The sequence below is a fragment of the Nocardiopsis algeriensis genome (assembly GCF_014203695.1).
GTDB lineage: Bacteria > Actinomycetota > Actinomycetes > Streptosporangiales > Streptosporangiaceae > Nocardiopsis > Nocardiopsis algeriensis.
Genome location: NZ_JACHJO010000005.1, coordinates 119,420 through 136,651, shown reverse-complemented (window position 1 = coordinate 136,651; position 17,232 = coordinate 119,420). Strand labels below are relative to the sequence as shown.

General features: G+C 72.6%; 12 protein-coding genes. 7 read left to right on the top strand and 5 right to left on the bottom strand.

The window, feature by feature from the left end; genetic code table 11:
- Nucleotides 1–3: 3 nt before the first annotated feature.
- From FHS13_RS09300 to FHS13_RS09290, 3 genes are all read right to left on the bottom strand, one after another.
- Nucleotides 4–816 (bottom strand): thioesterase family protein, encoded by an 813-nt coding sequence (locus FHS13_RS09300; RefSeq protein ID WP_184290490.1) that lies wholly within the window; start codon nucleotides 814–816, stop codon nucleotides 4–6.
- A gap of 68 nt (nucleotides 817–884) precedes the next feature.
- A complete protein-coding gene (locus FHS13_RS09295; RefSeq protein ID WP_184290488.1) occupies nucleotides 885–1,682 on the bottom strand; it encodes a DUF4253 domain-containing protein in 798 nt (265 codons plus the stop codon).
- Between the two features lie 57 nt (nucleotides 1,683–1,739).
- Entirely contained in the window at nucleotides 1,740–2,483 is a 744-nt protein-coding gene (locus FHS13_RS09290; protein WP_184290486.1) for an MBL fold metallo-hydrolase, read from the bottom strand.
- 298 nt (nucleotides 2,484–2,781) lie between these two features.
- On the opposite strand from FHS13_RS09290, the gene FHS13_RS09285 reads away from it, so the two are divergent.
- The 5 genes from FHS13_RS09285 to FHS13_RS09265 all read left to right on the top strand — a co-directional run bounded on the left by FHS13_RS09285 (nucleotide 2,782) and on the right by FHS13_RS09265 (nucleotide 10,075).
- Nucleotides 2,782–3,912: a PP2C family protein-serine/threonine phosphatase gene (locus FHS13_RS09285; RefSeq protein ID WP_420222365.1), complete on the top strand. Its 1,131-nt coding sequence runs from the start codon at nucleotides 2,782–2,784 to the stop codon at nucleotides 3,910–3,912.
- Nucleotides 3,913–4,386: 474 nt separating this feature from the next.
- Nucleotides 4,387–4,977, top strand: coding sequence for a methyltransferase domain-containing protein (locus FHS13_RS09280; protein ID WP_184290967.1), 591 nt, complete (start codon nucleotides 4,387–4,389; stop codon nucleotides 4,975–4,977).
- Nucleotides 4,978–5,178: 201 nt separating this feature from the next.
- On the top strand, nucleotides 5,179–6,555 hold the full coding sequence (locus FHS13_RS09275; RefSeq protein ID WP_184290482.1) for an MFS transporter: 1,377 nt from the start codon (nucleotides 5,179–5,181) through the stop codon (nucleotides 6,553–6,555).
- Entirely contained in the window at nucleotides 6,552–8,642 is a 2,091-nt protein-coding gene (locus FHS13_RS09270; protein WP_184290480.1) for a molybdopterin oxidoreductase family protein, read from the top strand. The genes FHS13_RS09275 and FHS13_RS09270 overlap by 4 nt, the downstream gene beginning before the upstream one ends.
- On the top strand, nucleotides 8,639–10,075 hold the full coding sequence (locus FHS13_RS09265; RefSeq protein ID WP_281388748.1) for an FAD-dependent oxidoreductase: 1,437 nt from the start codon (nucleotides 8,639–8,641) through the stop codon (nucleotides 10,073–10,075). Before FHS13_RS09270 ends, FHS13_RS09265 begins: the two co-directional genes overlap by 4 nt.
- Nucleotides 10,076–10,088: 13 nt before the next feature.
- On the opposite strand, the gene FHS13_RS09260 is transcribed toward FHS13_RS09265, so the two are convergent.
- Nucleotides 10,089–10,577, bottom strand: a complete 489-nt coding sequence (locus FHS13_RS09260) for an anthrone oxygenase family protein (RefSeq protein ID WP_184290478.1) — start codon at nucleotides 10,575–10,577, stop codon at nucleotides 10,089–10,091.
- A gap of 191 nt (nucleotides 10,578–10,768) precedes the next feature.
- On the opposite strand from FHS13_RS09260, the gene FHS13_RS21705 reads away from it, so the two are divergent.
- Nucleotides 10,769–13,603, top strand: a complete 2,835-nt coding sequence (locus FHS13_RS21705) for an ATP-binding protein (RefSeq protein WP_184290476.1) — start codon at nucleotides 10,769–10,771, stop codon at nucleotides 13,601–13,603.
- Nucleotides 13,604–13,664: 61 nt separating this feature from the next.
- Here the strand turns inward: FHS13_RS21705 and FHS13_RS09250 are convergent, their stop codons facing one another.
- Nucleotides 13,665–14,303 (bottom strand): DsbA family protein, encoded by a 639-nt coding sequence (locus FHS13_RS09250; RefSeq protein WP_184290963.1) that lies wholly within the window; start codon nucleotides 14,301–14,303, stop codon nucleotides 13,665–13,667.
- Nucleotides 14,304–14,732: 429 nt separating this feature from the next.
- On the opposite strand from FHS13_RS09250, the gene nirB reads away from it, so the two are divergent.
- A complete protein-coding gene (nirB, locus tag FHS13_RS09245) occupies nucleotides 14,733–17,225 on the top strand; it encodes a nitrite reductase large subunit NirB (RefSeq protein WP_184290474.1) in 2,493 nt (830 codons plus the stop codon).
- Nucleotides 17,226–17,232 lie beyond the last annotated feature (7 nt).

Sequence of the window (17,232 nt, the reverse complement as noted above, 5' to 3'; positions counted from 1 at the left end):
CACCTACAGCAGCATGGCGAGCTGGCGGCACTGGGCCACCAGGGTCCCGGTGCTGTCCCAGATCTCCATGTCCTCCTCGTGCAGGCCGCCCGAGACGTGCTTGGTGAAGACCCGGCAGGCCACCCATCCCGGGGCGGGCCTGGCGCGCACGTGGACGCTCAGCTCCACCGTGACGGTGGAGAACTCGCCGATCTCCAGCACCGCCGGGGGAGCGAAGTCGACCATCGCGGGCAGGGCGTGCACATCGGGGGCGCGACCGTCGGAGAAGCGCATCCAGAACTCGGCGTGGGGACGCCCGTCCTTACGCCCGTCCAGCCAGCCGGGTCTCTCGGGGTAGCGGTACTCGACGCTGCGGGCGATGCCCAACCCCTGCGGGTTGTCGAACTCGGGCGGTACCGGGCAGTCCTGGGGCGCGGGCAGGCGCGGAGGCCCGTCCAGGGTCAGCACCCGCGCGGACGGGTCGGGGGACAGGTCGCCGTAGGTGGCGGTGGCGCGGACGATCTCCTTGCCGCCCTGTTCCAGGACGACCTGCCCGGTGGAGGTGCGCCGCCCTTCGCGCACCACCTCGGTGCGGGCGGTGGCCTCGCCGGGCGCGGCCGGGCGCAGGAAGAACGCCGACACCGCCAGGGGGTCGGGCAGGCTCAGGCCCTGGCGCAGCGCGTTGAGTGCGGTGGCCAGGACGTAGCCCCCGTTGGGGTGGGAGGTGAAGGTGGTCCAGGCGTCGGTGAGGACGGCTGCGAACTCGCCGTCGGCCAGCTTCTCCACACGGGTGTCGCGGTCGAATTGAAAGGCCTCGGCGGTGGGGTCAGAGCTCATAACCTCCTATGTTACTGACGAGTAAGCCCAGGTGGGGCAGCCGGCCTCCCGCCATCGCCCCCGCGCACTCAGTCCCACCACAGGCTCCAGCGCTCCGCACCGACCAGGCTCTCGCCGTAGCGCTCCAGAGGACGCCCGCCGCGGACCTGCCAGACACTGTCGGGACACAACGCGAAATGCTCGGCCGCCACACGCAGGGCCTCCTCCTTCGTGGCCGGCGGCGCCCCCACGCTCAGTTCCAGGGTGTCGAACCCCATCCCCACCACCCGCACCCCGAAGCGCTCCTCCCAGGAGGCCAGGACCGCGGACACCTCCGCCGCGTCCTCGATGTAGTTCGCCGGGCCCTGCCAACCCACGGCAGCCGGAGCCCGGGCACCGGAGACCGCGCGCACCAGTCCCAGGCGCAGCCCCCGCCGACCGGACACCAGGGCAGCGGCGCACCGGTCGGCGGCCTCCTCCGGGTCCGCACCCGGCCGCCCGGCCGGAGCCGGGCCCGGCCACTCCAGGCCGTAAGGAGCGGTGACGGCCGCGCGCAGCTCCCCGCCGAGAGGGTCCTGGCCGCCGTCGACAGCGGTGTACTCCCGCCACCAGGACTCCAGCAGCTCGGCCGCATCGTGCACATCGGGGGAGCCCGTCTCCTCCGGGCACAACTCCCCCGACTCCCAGGGGCGGATCTCACCGGAGGCCTCGTCCAGCGCCTCCAGCAGCAGCGGCCACCACCCCGACACGGGATGCTCGACGCGCAGCCGCTCCCACAACCCGGCACCGACAGGACCGTCGCTGACCCACAGGGCGGCCCCGCCCTCCTCGGAGAGTGCCACACCCCCCGCGGGAAGCCGGACACGGATGTCGTTCTGAGGATTCATACGGGCTCCTGTCGCGTCGACGGCGAGCAGACGCTACCGGAGCACCACGACAATCCCTCAGTGCTCTCCCACCCGGAGCGCCTGCTCCACCGCTGCCTGGGCGCCCCCTGTCCAAGGGTCCCCGTGTCCGGGCAGCACCGTGCCGGCCCCGGTGGCCGCCACGGCGTCCAGGGACGCCAGCGACTGCCGGGTGTCCTTGGTCGCCGCCGAGGCCACGATCTGCGGCCCCGGCCGTCCGGTGTAGGGATCGAGGGTGACCAGGGCATCGCCGCTGATGACCGCGCCCCGCTCGGGCAGGTGCAGGATGCAGTGCCCGTCGGTGTGCCCCGGCGTGTGCACGACCACGGGTCGGCCGGGAACCGCCAGGGTGCTGCCGGCCTCCAGCGACTCGGTGTCCTCCACCCCCTTCACCCCCAGCGCCCCGGCCGCGGCCATCCGGCCCAGCACCGGCAGCGACCGGGGATGGGAGAGGGGGTACAGGAGGCGGTTGCGCTGAGGTGTGTACCGGTAGGGGTGGGCCGCCAGGCGCTCGTCACCCGGATGGACCAGCACAGGCACACCCCACTCCCGGCGCGCACGCACGGCGAACCCCACGTGGTCGAAATGACCGTGGGTCAGGACCAGCGCCCGGACCTCGTCCGTGCGCCGCCCCCGCCGGCCCAGGGCCGCCAGCACCATGGACCACATGCTCGGCAGACCCGCGTCCACGAGCGTCACCCCGTCGTCGTCCTCCACCAGATAGCAGTTGACGTGGGCATGCGAGATGAGACTGATACCGTCGGCGACTTCCCTGATGATCACGAGGCCTCCTCCAGGCGTCGGTGAAACACCGCGTTCCTTGCTTCGGGGGAGACCGGCAGGGGGCCGACCGGACGCAAGGAGGATCATCACCTGCCGCGCCCGGGGGCAAACCTGGAAAACCCCGCGACGAGGCGCGCTCCACGGCACCCACCGCACTTCGAGGCGACGCGGAACGAACAGGACCGGCACTCTGAGTAGCGGCCCCCGGCTTGGGTAGGTCCGCCAAGCAAGAACCCGCGACGAATCCCAGGTGCCTTCCATGTCAGCACAACACGCAATCGACAGAGCAGTGGCTGCGATGGCGGTCGCCAGTCACCTGGCCTCCTTCAACGAGCTGCCGGGCCTGATCGCCACAGAAGCCGCCCGGGCCGGGCTGAAGGACGTGCGTGTCTACATCGCCGACCGCCAGGAACGCGTCCTGCGCGAGATGACCGGGGCGGGCATCGACGCCCACGAGGGCGGAGAGGAGCTGCGCGTCGACGGCACGGTGGCGGGCATGTCCTACACCAAGGGCGAACCCGTGCAGGTCGACCGGGGGAAGCAGTACTGGATACCGGTTCTCGACGGCACCGAACGCATCGGGGTCCTGCACGTGGACCACACCGGTGAACCCGACCTCGTGACGATGAAGACACTGGCCTCCATGGTGGGCCTGCTCCTGGTCGACAAGCGGACCAACAGCGACGCCTACGCCCGGCTCATCCGCACCCAGCCCATGTCGGTCTCGGCCGAGATGCAGTGGACACTCATGCCCCCCAGCACCTTCTCCAACAAGCAGGTGACCGTCTCCGCCGTCACCGAACCCGCCTACGACAACGCCGGGGACTCCTTCGACTACGCCCTGGACGGCACCACCCTGCGTCTGGCGATGTTCGACGCCATGGGACACGACGACGCCGCCGGCCTGCTCGCGGCCCTGACCGTGGGCGCCTTCCGCAACCAGCGCCGCAAGAACACCGCCCTGAGCATGATGCCCGCCCGGGTGGAGGCCACCCTCACCCAGGAGTTCGTACGCAACCGCTACACCACGGGCATCATGGGAGAGCTGGACCTGGACAGCGGCGTCTTCTCCTGGGTCAACTGCGGGCACCTGCCCCCCGTGCTCATCCGCGACGACAAGGCCCGCGAACTGGAGGGCGAACCCACCCACCCCCTGGGAACGGACCTGGGACTGCCCGTGGCTGTCTACCGCGAACAGCTCCACCCCGGCGACCGGCTGGTGCTGTACACCGACGGCATCATCGAGGCCCGCAACGCCCACGGCCGCGAATTCGGCCTCGAGCAGTTCGTGAACTTCATCATCCTCCACGAGGTCATCCGCCTGCCCGTCCCCGAGACGCTGCGCCTCCTGATCCAGGCCGTGATGGCCCACCACCACGGCCAGCTCGGTGACGACGCCACCGTGCTGGTCTGCGAATGGCACGGCTGATGAACCCCCGACACGGTTCCGGTCCTGGGGGAGCACGCCCTGACCCCGCGCCCCGGGCCCGGGCGCCCCGACGGCGCCGGGCGCGCCTGCCCGATCCCACCGCCGGAACGGCCTTTCCGGTGCACAGCACCTCCGCGGGACGAACGGACGCCGCAGTCCCGACCATGGTTGACTGCGGCCCATGGCCACCCTCACCTCCCGCGTCCTGACGGCGATCGAGCGCTTCAACACGGACCACCCCTGGGATCACAACGCCCACCACCACCCCTGGATCCTGCGCAACCTGCCCCCACGGCCGCGCCGGGTGCTGGACATCGGCTGCGGCACCGGCGATCTCGGCCCTGTTTTTCGGATCATCTCGGCTGCACGGCCGCCAGGCGCCCCCTTGCCGCGTCGGAGAGCTTGCGAAGCCAACCAGGCTGAGCTGCGCTCCCCGCCTCGCAAGGGAACACCTGGCCGACCGTTCGCCGGAGGATCGGCTCCGCCGATACGGCGAGAGCATCCGAAAAACACGGCCTGGTCCGCCTGCTCGCCGAACGGGCAGAGCAGGTGCACGGCATCGACGCCGACCCCGGCACCCTCGCCCGCGCCCGCGAGCTGACCGGGGACGACCCCCGCGTCCACCTCACCCTCGGCAGCGCCCCCGAGGACCTGCCCCCGGGCCCCTTCGACGCCATCACGTGCGTGGCCGCCCTCCACCATCTGCCCTTCGCACCCGCGCTGGAGCACATGCGCTCCCTGCTGGCTCCCGGCGCTCCCCTGATCGTGGTGGGCATCTACCGCACCGCCTCACCACTGGACTATGCGACCGATGCCGTCGCGATCCCCGCCAACCTCGCCATGGGCTGGATCCGCAACCGGGGCCGCACCTCGTCCGCGCCGGTGTCGATGACCGCTCCCACCCGCCGGGCCGACATGACACTGTCCGACATCGCCCGGCAGGTCCGGTGCCTTCTGCCCGGGGCGCGGCTGCGTCGGCGCCTGTTCTGGCGGTACACGCTCGTGTGGCGGCGCACCGGCACCCCCGTTCCGCCGCCGGGTGCCGAACCCCGTCCCCGCACCTGACAGCGGCCCCGCCCCGGGGAGCCCCGTGCGGCTCCCCGCTCCCGGAGAAGACGGACAACCACACGCCTTCCGCACCCCTCACCGGGTCCCTCGCCCGAAGTGAGCCCCCTGTTTCCCCCACGTCACGGCCCGACATCTGGCGGCAATCTCGTCCTCCTACCTTCACTCACGTCAGCAAAGACCCAAGAGGAAGGTCCGGCCGTGACACCCCAGACCGGCCCACCCGCACCGCGCACCGGCCCCACCTGGATCCCCCGCTGGGACCCCGAGGACGAGGCCTTCTGGAACAGCCGGGGCCGCACCATCGCCCGCCGCAACCTGTGGGCCTCCATCGCCTCCGAACACCTGGGCTTCTCCGTCTGGATCCTGTGGTCGGTCCTCGTGCTCTTCATGACCCCCGACAACGGCTTCACCACCACCCCCGAACAGAAGTTCCTGCTCCTGTCCGCGGTCACCCTGACGGGCGCGCTGCTGCGCGTGCCCTACACCCTGGCCGTTCCCGCACTGGGCGGACGCAACTGGACGGTGCTCTCCACCGCTCTGCTCACCGTCCCCACCCTCGCCGCCCTCGTCCTCGTCCAACACCCCGACACCCCCTTCTGGCTCATGACGGCCCTGGCCGCCACCGCCGGCCTGGGCGGCGCCAACTTCTCCTCCTCCATGGCCAACATCAACGCCTACTTCCCCGACAAGGAGAAAGGCTGGGCCCTGGGCCTCAACGCCGGCGGCGGCAACATCGGCGTCGCCACCGTCCAACTCGCGGGCCTGGGTGTCATCGCCGCCTTCGGCACCGGCGCCGCGCACCTGCTGCCTCTGGCCTACCTCCCCCTCGTCCTGGCCGCCCTGTGGTGGTGCCACCGGTCCATGGACAACCTGGCCCAGGTGCGCAGCGACGTGCGCGCCCAGCTCTCCGCCGTCGGCGACCGTCACTTCTGGACCATGTCGGTGCTCTACATCGGCACGTTCGGCTCCTTCATCGGCACCGGGTTCGCCTTCGGCCTGCTCCTGCAGTCCCAGTTCGGCCTCACACCCCTGCACGCCGCCGCCATAGCCGTCCTGGGACCCGTCATCGGCTCCCTCCTGCGCCCCGTCGGAGGCCGCATCGCCGACACCCTGGGAGGAGCCCGCGTCACCCTGTGGGTGTTCCTGGCCATGGCACTGTGCGCCACCGTCCTGGCCACCTCCCTGCACACCGCCCAGCTCCCCCTGTTCACCGCCGCCTTCGCCGCGATGTTCACCCTCACCGGCCTGGGCAACGGCTCCACCTACAAGATGATCCCCTCCCTCTACGACGCCAGGGCCCAGGACGCCGTCGCCGCCGGACAGGACCGCGAACAGGCCCTGGCCCGCACCCGGAGCATCTCCTCCTCCGTCCTGGGCCTCATCGGCGCCGTCGGCGCCCTGGGCGGAGCCGGAGTCAATATCGGTCTGCGCACCTCCTACGCGGCCTTCGGCACCACCGCACACGCCTTCGCCGCCTTCGCCGCCTTCTACCTGGCGTGCGCGGCCCTCACCTGGGCCGTCTACCTGCGCCGCCCCTCCACCGCTCCCCGCAGGCCCCGGGCGGCCGCACGATGACCACCACCCACTGCCCCTACTGCGCGCTGCAGTGCGCCATGCACCTGGAAACCGGGCCCGACGGCCGCCTCACCGCCCGACCCGCGCCCTTTTCCACCAACCGCGGCGGCCTGTGCCGCAAGGGCTGGACCTCCCCGGCCCTGCTGACCTCTCCCGACCGCCTCACCCGCCCCCTTCTGCGCACCGACCGCTCCGCACCCCTGAAGGAGACCGACTGGGACACCGCCCTGGACCACATCACCCAGCGCCTGCTCCACCTGCGCGCCCAACACGGACCCGACACCGCGGCGGTCTTCGGCAGTGGCGCACTGACCAACGAGAAGGCCTACATGCTGGGCAAGTTCGCCCGCCTGGCCCTGGGCACCTCCCAGATCGACTACAACGGCCGCTTCTGCATGTCCTCGGCCGCGGCCGCCGCCAACACCGCCTTCGGCCTGGACCGGGGCATACCCTTCCCCCTCGCCGACATCGGCAGTGCCCGAACCGTCCTGCTCGCCGGTGCCAACCCCGCCGAAACCATGCCGCCGATGATGGGCCATCTGTCGGCGCCGACCCTGATCGTCGTCGACCCCCGCCGCTCGGCCACCGCCCGGGCCGCCCTGGACAGGGGAGGCCTCCACCTCGCGCCCCGGCCCGGAACCGACCTGGCCCTGGCCCGAGGACTGCTGCACGCCGTACACGTGCGCGGCCACACCGACCGCGACTACATCGACGAACGCACCACCGGGTTCGAGGCCGCCTGGGAACACGCCGCCACCTGGTGGCCCGAGCACACCGAACACGTCACCGGCGTCCCCGCCGCGCAACTGCACGAGGCCGCCGACCTGCTGGGGCAGGCCGCACGCCGGCGCTCCGCCTACATCCTCACCGGACGCGGAACCGAACAGCACACCACCGGCACCGACACCGTCTCGGCGTGGATCAACCTGGCCCTGGCTCTGGGCCTGCCCGGCAGAGAAGGCTCCGGCTACGGGTGCATCACCGGCCAGGGCAACGGCCAGGGCGGACGCGAACACGGGCAGAAGGCCGACCAGCTCCCCGGCTACAGGCACATCACCGACCCCGACGACCGGGCCCACATCGCCCGCACCTGGGGCGTGGACCCCGCAGACCTGCCCGGACCGGGACGCTCCGCCTACGAGCTCCTCGACTCCCTGGGGCGGAGCGGCGGCCCCCGCGCCCTGCTGCTGTTCGGCTCCAACCCTGTCGTGTCGGCCCCCCACAGCAGCCGCGTCCGCTCCCGCCTGCGCTCCCTGGACCTGCTCGTGAGCGCCGACTTCGTGCTCTCCGAAACCGCTGCCATGGCCGACGTGGTCCTCCCCGTCGCCCAATGGGCCGAGGAGAGCGGCACCACCACCAACCTGGAGGGCCGCGTCCTGCGCCGCGACCGCGCCACCGCCCCGCCCCCCGGCGTACGCACCGACCTGGAGGTCCTCCACCACCTGGCCGTGCGCCTGGGCCAACCCGGCACACGCTTCCCCACCGACCCCGACACCGCCCTGGCCGAACTGGGCCGCGCCTCAGCCGGAGCAAGAGCCGACTACTCCGGCGTCACCCCGCAGAACCTGGCCTCCGGCCAGGCCCTGCACTGGCCCGTACGCGCAGACGGCCGCCCCACCCCCCGCCTGTTCCTGAACCGCTTCGCCCACCCCGGCGGCCGCGCCCGCTTCGCCTCGCCCGCCCACCGCCCACCGGCCGAGGCCACCGACACCCGCTTTCCCCTCATCGCCACCACCGGGCGCCTCATGGGCCACTACCAGACGGGGGCCCAGACCCGCCGCATCCCCGAACTCGCCGACGCCGAACCCGAGGCCTACGTCGAGGTCCACCCCGACACCGCCGCCCGCGCAGGCCTGAGCGCAGGCGACTGGGCCCTGGTCACCTCCCGCCGCGGCACCGTCCGAGCCCGCATACGCACCGATCCCACCGCCCGCCCCGACACCCTCTTCCTGCCCTTCCACTACGCGGGCGCCCAGGCCGCCAACAACCTCACCCACCCGGCCCTGGACCCCACCAGCCGCATGCCCGAGTTCAAGGTCAGCGCCGTACGCCTACGCCCCGCCCACGACCCAGGAGACCCCAGTTGAGCAGCGCGAACCCGTCCCCGCGCCAGATCGTGGTCGTCGGCAACGGCATGGTCGGCGCCCGCTTCGCCCAGGAGACCGCACTTCTGGACCCGACCGGCGAACGCGTCCGCACCACCGTCATCGGCGCCGAACACCACCCCGCCTACAACCGCGTCCTGCTCCCCGGTGTGCTCTCAGGCGACTACACCACCGACCAGATCCGCCTGCCCGCCCCCGACACACCCCACACCACCGTCCGCACCGGCATGCGCGCCACCGCACTGGACACCGCACACCGCACCCTGACCCTGGACGACGGCACCCTGCTGGCCTACGACGAGCTCGTACTGGCCACCGGAGCCCGCGCCGTATTCCCCCCGCTCCCGGGCGCGGCCTCCCCCGACGGCACACCGGGGGAGGGGGTGAGTGCGCTGCGCGACATCGCCGACTGCCACCGCCTGCTGACCCTGGTCCGCCCCGGTGCCCCCGCGGTCGTCCTGGGCGGCGGTGTCCTCGGATTGGAGGCCGCCCGCGGCCTCCAGCGCAGAGGAGCGCGCGTGTCGGTCGTGGAATCCTCACCCTGGATCATGCGCCGCCAGATCGACGAGCCCGCCGCCCACATCCTGAGCCGCCTCTACGGCGACCTGGGGGTGCAGGTCCACTCCTGGCGCGTCGCCTCCCGCTGGATCCCCGGCACCGGGCTGGAACTGGACGACGGCCGCATCCTGCCCGCGGACGCCCTGGTGGTCACCGCGGGGGTACGCGCCGACACCGAACTGGCCGCCGGCGCCGGCATCGACGTCGAACACGGCATCAAGGTCGACGACACACTCGCCACCTCCCGTCCCCGCGTGCACGCCATCGGCGACTGCGCCCAGCACCCCGGCGGCGGCGCGGGACTCGTCCAACCCGGCTGGGAACAGGCCGCCGTCCTGGCCCGCCGCCTGACCGGCACCGAGCCCGGCGCCCGCTACAGCGGCGCCCGACCCGTCACCCGGCTCAAGGCCCAGGGCATCGAGCTGACCGCGTTCGGCCGGGTCCACGCCCAGGACGGCCAGGACGGCGTACGCACACTCACCGTCAGCGACCCCGCAGGCGGCCGCTACGCCAAACTGGCCACACGCCGCGACATGCTGGTGGGCGCCGTCCTGCTGGGCTTCCCCCAGGCGGCAGCCGCTCTCGCCCAGCTCCACGACACCGGCACACCCCTGCCCGCCGACCGCCTCGCCCTGCTCCAGGACACACCGCCGCACACCGGTCCCAACATCCCCGAACCCCTGGTGTGCCGCTGCAACGCCGTCACCCGCCACGACCTGGAGCAGGCCTGGTTGGACGGGGCGCGCACCCGCGAGGCCGCCGCCTCGGCCACCCGCGCCACCACCGGCTGCGGCGGGTGTGTACGCGAGGTCGACGCACTGCTGTCGGACTGGGGCGACCGAGCATCCGCGAACTGAGGCGGCAGCGCGCTCAGAACAGGGCCAGAGCCGCGGCCGCGCACACCAGGGCGACCAGGGACACCAGGGTGCGCACATGGTTCCACCGCACCCACACCCCCTCGAAGGCGCTTCGCACCGCAGCCGGTTCGGCCAGGCGATCGGCCGGCCCCGCAGCCTCCAGGGCGTTGTTGCGCGGCACGTTGACCGCGAACGTCACCGCCAGCACCACCGCCTGCGCGGCTGACGCCCCGCCCGCGGCCGCAGCGGCTCCGGGGGCACCCGCCGCCGCGTACAGCACCGTCTGAGCCAGCGCCGCCACCGGCGCACCGATGAACACCACCGCGAAGAACGGGTTGAGGATCGCCACGTTGATGCGCTGCATCGCCTCGACCATCACGCGGTCCCCGGTCCGGGCCAAGCCGGGCATCACCGCCACCGAGAAAGCGAAGAACAGACCGGCGAACAATCCCGCCAGCACGACCGCGAGCACCGGTACCACCGCATACACCACGTCAGCCATCAACCCGCCGTCCCACACCTCTTCATCGATGTCTGGCCAGGATTGTATGCCTCAGACAGAAACACCACCATGCAGAAAAATCACGAAAAAAAGCACACCGGAAACTTTTGCACACCACCACGGCCACGACAACAAAACGTCACCGAATACCCCCCTTTTCCATGACACATGGTCGCTCTACCGTCGGGTAAATGTGCTCCCCTCCGATCGTGGGCCGCCAACGGCAACGACGGCAGCTGCGCGAGGCAGCCACACCGCCGGCCCTCGTCCTCCTGGCCGGAACCGCCGGAACGGGCAAGACCCGCCTGCTCGGCGAGCTCCAGGACACCACCACCGTCCTGACCGGACACTGCCCACCGCGCACCGACCCCTTCCCCCTCGCGCCCCTCGTCGAAGCCCTGCGCCACACCCGCCTGCCCACAGGCCTCAGCCCCCTGTGCGGCGCGCTGCGGCCCCTGCTGCCCGAGCACATCGACGACCTCCCCGCCCCTCCACCGCCTCCGCCCACCCCCGCGGCCGGGCACCACCTCACCTACCGCGCCCTCACCGAACTCCTGCACCGCCTGGGCCCCACCGTCCTGGCCCTCGAAGACCTCCAATGGGCCGACCCCGCCACCCGCGACCTGCTCACCTACCTCGCCCCGCGCCTGCCCCCGCACCTGGCCCTGATCCTGACCTACCGCCCCGAAGAACTCCCGCGCACCTTCCCCACCGCCGCCCTCACCACCCGCACACCCCCCGGCACCCGCCACCACCACATCACCCTGGGCCCCCTCACCCCCGACGACCTGCACACCCTGGCCACCCACATGCTCGCCCCCACACCCGTGACCGCCCAGGACGCCCACCGCCTGCACACCTGGACCGGCGGCCTTCCCCTGCCCGCGGTCCACACCCTCCGCCACCTGGCCCGACACCCCACCACCGGCCCCGCCGTCCCCGCCTCACCCCCCGTCCCCCCGCCCCTGCACGACTGGATTCGCGAACACCTCCACCGCCTGGACCGCGACACCCGGCATCTGCTGCGCGCCGCCGCCGTCCTCGACAGACCCGCCGACGAAGCCCTCCTGAGCCGCGTCTCGGGACTGGCCCCCGACCGCGCCGCCCGCGCCCTCTCCCGGGCCCACCGCAAGGGCCTGCTCATCACCGCCGCACCCGCCACAGCGGCCCCCGCCACCCCGCTCCTGGCCCACGTGTGCCGGCAAGACCTGCCCCACGGCAAACACCGCCGCCTGCACCGCGCCGCCCACGAAGCCCTCGCCAACCAACCCGGACCACCCCACGCCCGCCTGGCCCACCACGCCCGGCACGCCGGACTCCTCCCGCAGTGGACCGACCACGCCGAACAGGCCGCCGAAGCCGCCCTGGCCCAGGGCGAGGACACCACCGCCCTCACCCTGCTGCACGACGCCCTCACCCGCCCCGACCTGCCCACCCGCCGCCGCTACGACCTCACCCTCACCCTCGGCCGCGCCGCTCTGACCGGCGTCAGCACCCAGCACACCCTCGCCCTCCTGCGCCAGGCCATGGCCGCTCCCGCCCTGACCGGCACCCAGCGCGGCCGGCTACGCATGGCGCTGGGTCTGCTCCTGCTCAACCAGGCCGCCCAGGGCCGCGCCGCCCGCGACGAACTCGTCCGCGCCACCGCCGAACTCGCCGACCGCCCCGACCTGGCCGCTCGCGCCATGTGCGCCCTGGCCGTCCCCCACAGCACCCCCGACCCCGTCGACACCCACCGGCGCTGGATGCACCAGGCCCTGGCCACCGCCGCCCGCATCCCGGACCCCGGCCTCACCTGCGGCATCACCGTCAACCACGCCACGTTCCTGGCCCAGATCGGCGACCCCGCCGCCTGGCAGATCCCGCTGCCCGCCCCCGACACCTCCACGGGGCGCCGCGAACGTGCCCGCGCCTGCCTCAACCTGGCCGATGCCGCGGTCATGCTCGGCCACTACGACCGTGCCGACCGCCACCTGGCCGACGCCGCCCGCTGGTCCCCGGCCGCCGAAACCCCCTACATCCACGAGAGCGCCCAGACCCTGCGCCTGATGCTGGACTGGGCCCGCGGCCACTGGAGCGGCCTGGCCCAGGAAACCGAACGCAACCTCACCTCGCCCCGGCTGGCCCACCTGCACCCCGTCACCGCCGAGCTCACCCTCCTGCGCGCCGCCCTCGCCCTGGCCCACGGCCGGACCGCCGCCGCACGCACCCACCTCGACCGTCTGCGCGGCGATCCCCAGGACGGTACCCGCCCCGACCACGCCGTCCCCGTCCAGGCCTTCGCCGCCGGTTTGCTGGCCCGCCTGGCCGCTTCCCGGAGCGACCACACGCTCGCCTGGGAACACGTCGCCGACCTGGTCGCCCTTGTCGAGGGCAAAGGCATCTGGGTATGGGCCGCCGACCTGGTGCCGGGCATCGAGGCCCTCCTGCCGACAGGGCGTGCCGACCAGGCCCAGGACCTGTGCGCACGCCTGGACACCGGCCTGGAGGGCACCGACGCACCCGCCGCCCGGGCCGCCCTGCTGCGCCTGCAAGCCGCCCTGGCCCACCACCGCGGCGACCGCGACCAGGCCCTGGACCTGTACGGCCGGGCCGAGACCTCCTATCGCGCCATGCCCCGCCCCTACGACGCCGCCCAGATCCGCGAAGCCATCGCCACCGTGCATCTCACCGGGCCCGGCACCGCCGCCGAGGGCCTCGGGGCGCTGCACACCGCCCTGGCCCGCTACACCGACCTCGGTGCGACCTGGGACGCCGCACGCGTACGCCGCCTCCTGCGCGCCCACGGCGTCCCCGCCGCGGCCACCGCCCCCGCCGGCGGTGACCGCGGCCTCTCCCCACGGGAGGCCGAGATCGCCGCCCTGGCCGCCCAGGGCCGCACCAACCGCCAGATCGCCGCCCTGCTGCACCTGTCCCCGCGCACGGTGGAGACCCACGTCGCCAACGCCCTGGCCAAACTGGACCTGAGCTCCCGCCGCGAGCTGGCCGCCCACCCCGGGACCGGCCCCGCACAGCACACCCGGTGACCGCCGGCGCACCCCCGGCACCACCCTCCCGGGCAGGGCGGCCCCCGCCGGGGGAGAACCGCTACGAGCGGGTCTGCCAGGCCTTCTCCAGAGCCGAGGAGAACACCTCGACCGGCTGGGCGCCCGCCACCCCCAGGGCGCGGTCGAACACGAAGAAGGGCACCCCGGTGCCGCCCAGGCGCCGCGCCTGGTCGGCCTCGTCGCGCACCTGTGCGGCGAAGCGGTCCCCGGACAGGACCTCGCGGACCCGGTCCGCGTCCAGACCGATCTCCCCGGACAGCTCCACCAGCACCGCCTCCTGCGACAGGTCGCGGGCCTCCACCAGCTGGGCGCGCATGAACCGCTCCTGGGCCTCCTCCTCCACCCCTGCCTCGCGGGCCAGGTGGACGAGCCGGTGGACGTCGAAGGTGTTGACCATCACCCCGCCCTCGAGGTCGTAGACCAGCCCCTCCCCCGCAGCGACCTCCCTGACCTGATCGGTCATCGCCGCCACCTGCTCGCGAGAAGCGCCCGTCTTGCGCGCCAGCGCGTCGAGGACCGGCACGGCCCCGCCCGCGGGGAAAGAGGGATCGAGCTCGAAACTGCGCCACTGCACCCGCACCCGGTCGGCATGGGCGAAACCCTCCAGCGCCCTCTCGAAGCGGCGCTTGCCGATGTAGCACCAGGGACAGACGATGTCCGACCAGATCTCCACCCGCACCGTCGGCTCCCCGCTCACCAGCACACCCCTTCCGAGCACACCGGGCCCTGGCCGCCCTCGAGCACCACCAGAGCCTCGACCCGATCCGGCCCCGGTTCCCGGAGCTCCCGCTCCCGCACTTCGGCCCGCGGCTCACCCGTCGCGTCCACACACACCCCCACCTGGTTCAGCATTCGCACAAAGCCTAGTGCGCCCCAATCCAGGACAAAGGGCCCGCATCCGCTCACACCCGCCCCTGCCCGCCGCCACCGACGCCCCGCTCCAGCCGGTGTGACCAAGCCCGCACTCCGCCCCGAACACCCCATCACCTGCCCCCACCTGTACCGACAGCACAAAGAAACACCCCCGACACACACGCCTGACCCCCGGGAAACACCCTGCGGGTTACCTGAGAACCGCCCCGACCCGCAGCCAGGAAGAACCGCACCCGTGAAAGAACTCGTCGTCATCGGCAACGGCATGGTCGGCCACCGCTTCGTCGAAGCGCTCCTGGACCGCGACCGCGCCGGCCACTGGAACATCACCGTCATCGGTGAAGAGCCCCGCACCGCCTACGACCGCGTCGCCCTCTCCTCCTACTTCGACGGCGCCACCGCCCACGACCTGTCCCTGGGCGACCTCACCGGCCCCCGCGTGACCGTCCACACCGGCGAACGCGCCACCGCCATCGACCGCGCCGCCCGCACCGTCACCACCTCCACCGGCCGCACCCTGACCTACGACCGCCTCGTCCTGGCCACCGGATCCACCCCCTTCGTACCTCCCGTCCCCGGCCACGACCTGCCCGGATGCCACGTCTACCGCACGCTCGACGACCTCGACGCCATCACCGACCGCGCCCGCGGCGCCCGCACCGGCACCGTCATCGGCGGCGGCCTCCTGGGACTGGAGGCCGCCAACGCCCTGCGCCTGCTCGGCCTCCGGACACACGTCGTCGAACTCGCCCCCCACCTGATGCCCGCCCAGATCGACCAAGGCGCCGCAGCCCTGCTCGAACACCTCGTCACCGGCCTGGGCGTACACGTGCACACCGGCACCTCCTCCACCGCCGTCCGCCCCGGCCCCACCGGACACGCCGCCCACCTGGACCTGGACAACGGCACCCGCCTGGACACCGACCTGGTCGTCTTCTCCGTCGGCATCCGCCCCCGCGACGAGCTCGCCCGCGCCTGCGGCCTGGCCACCGGCGAACGCGGCGGCATCACCATCGACGACACCTGCACCACCAGCGACGCCTCCATCCTCGCCATCGGCGAAGCCGCCCACCACCGCGGCACCGTCTACGGCCTCATCGCCCCCGGCAACGCCATGGCCGAGGTCGCCGCCGACCGCCTCACCGGCGGCACCGCCACCTTCACCGGCGCCGATACCTCCACCAAACTCAAACTCCTGGGCGTGGACGTGGCCAGCTTCGGCGACGCCCACGGCCGCACCCCCCGCAGCCTCGACGTCGTCGTCAACGACGCCGCCCACCACCGCTACGCCAAACTCGTCCTCTCCGACGACGCCACCACCCTGCTCGGCGGCATCCTCGTCGGCGACGCCGGTGCCTACGCCACCCTGCGCCCCATGGTCGGCTCACCCCTGCCCGGCGACCCGCTGGCTCTGATCACCCCCCACGGCGCACCGCCCCCCGGCGCCCACACCCTGCCCGAGACCGCGCAGGTCTGCTCCTGCAACGCCGTCACCAAGGGCGACCTCCTCTCCGCCATCGCCCACGGCGCCCACGACGTCCCCGCACTCAAGGCCTGCACCAAGGCCGGCACCAGCTGCGGCTCGTGCACACCCGCCCTCGCGCAGATCCTCACCCAGGCCGGCATCACACAGACCAAGGCGCTGTGCGAGCACTTCCCCCACTCACGCACCGAACTGCTCGAGATCGTCCGCGCCACCGGCACCCGCACCTTCTCCGCCCTCATCGCCTCCCACGGCACAGGAAACGGCTGCGACATCTGCAAACCCGCCGTCGCCTCCATCCTCGCGTCCCTGGGCAACGGCCACATCCTGGACGGCGAACAGGCCTCGCTGCAGGACACCAACGACCGCCACCTGGCCAACATGCAGCGCAACGGCACCTACTCCGTCGTCCCCCGCATCCCAGGCGGCGAGATCACCCCCGCAAAACTCATCACCATCGGCGAGATCGCCCGCGACTTCGACCTCTACACCAAGATCACCGGAGGCCAGCGCATCGACCTGCTCGGCGCCCGCCTCGAACAGCTCCCCGCCATCTGGGCCCGCCTCGTCCAGGCCGGCTTCGAATCCGGCCACGCCTACGGAAAATCCCTGCGCACCGTCAAGTCCTGCGTGGGCACCACCTGGTGCCGCTACGGCGTCCAGGACTCCACCGCACTGGCCATCCGCCTCGAAGAGCGCTACCGCGGCCTGCGCGCCCCCCACAAACTCAAGGCGGCCGTCTCCGGCTGCGCCCGCGAATGCGCCGAGGCACGCAGCAAGGACTTCGGCGTCATCGCCACCGACAAGGGCTGGAACCTCTACGTGGGCGGCAACGGCGGATTCACCCCCCGCCACGCCGACCTCCTGGCCACCGACCTGGAGGAGAGCGACCTCATCCGCCACATCGACCGCTTCCTGATGTTCTACATCCGCACCGCCGACCGCCTCCAGCGCACCTCCGCCTGGATCGAGGCCATGGACGGGGGACTGGACCACCTGCGCGACGTCGTCGTCCACGACGGCCTGGGCATCGCCGCCGAACTCGAAGCAGCGATGGAGCGCCACACCGCCACCTACACCGACGAATGGGCCGACGTCCTGGCCGACCCCGACAAACTCGCCCGCTTCACCACCTTCGCCAACGCCCCCACCACGCCCGACCCCACCATCACCTTCACCACCACCCGCGACCAACCCGTCCCCACCACGCCCGTCCACCTCGCCATGCCCACCACCCGCCCCTGAGGAGACA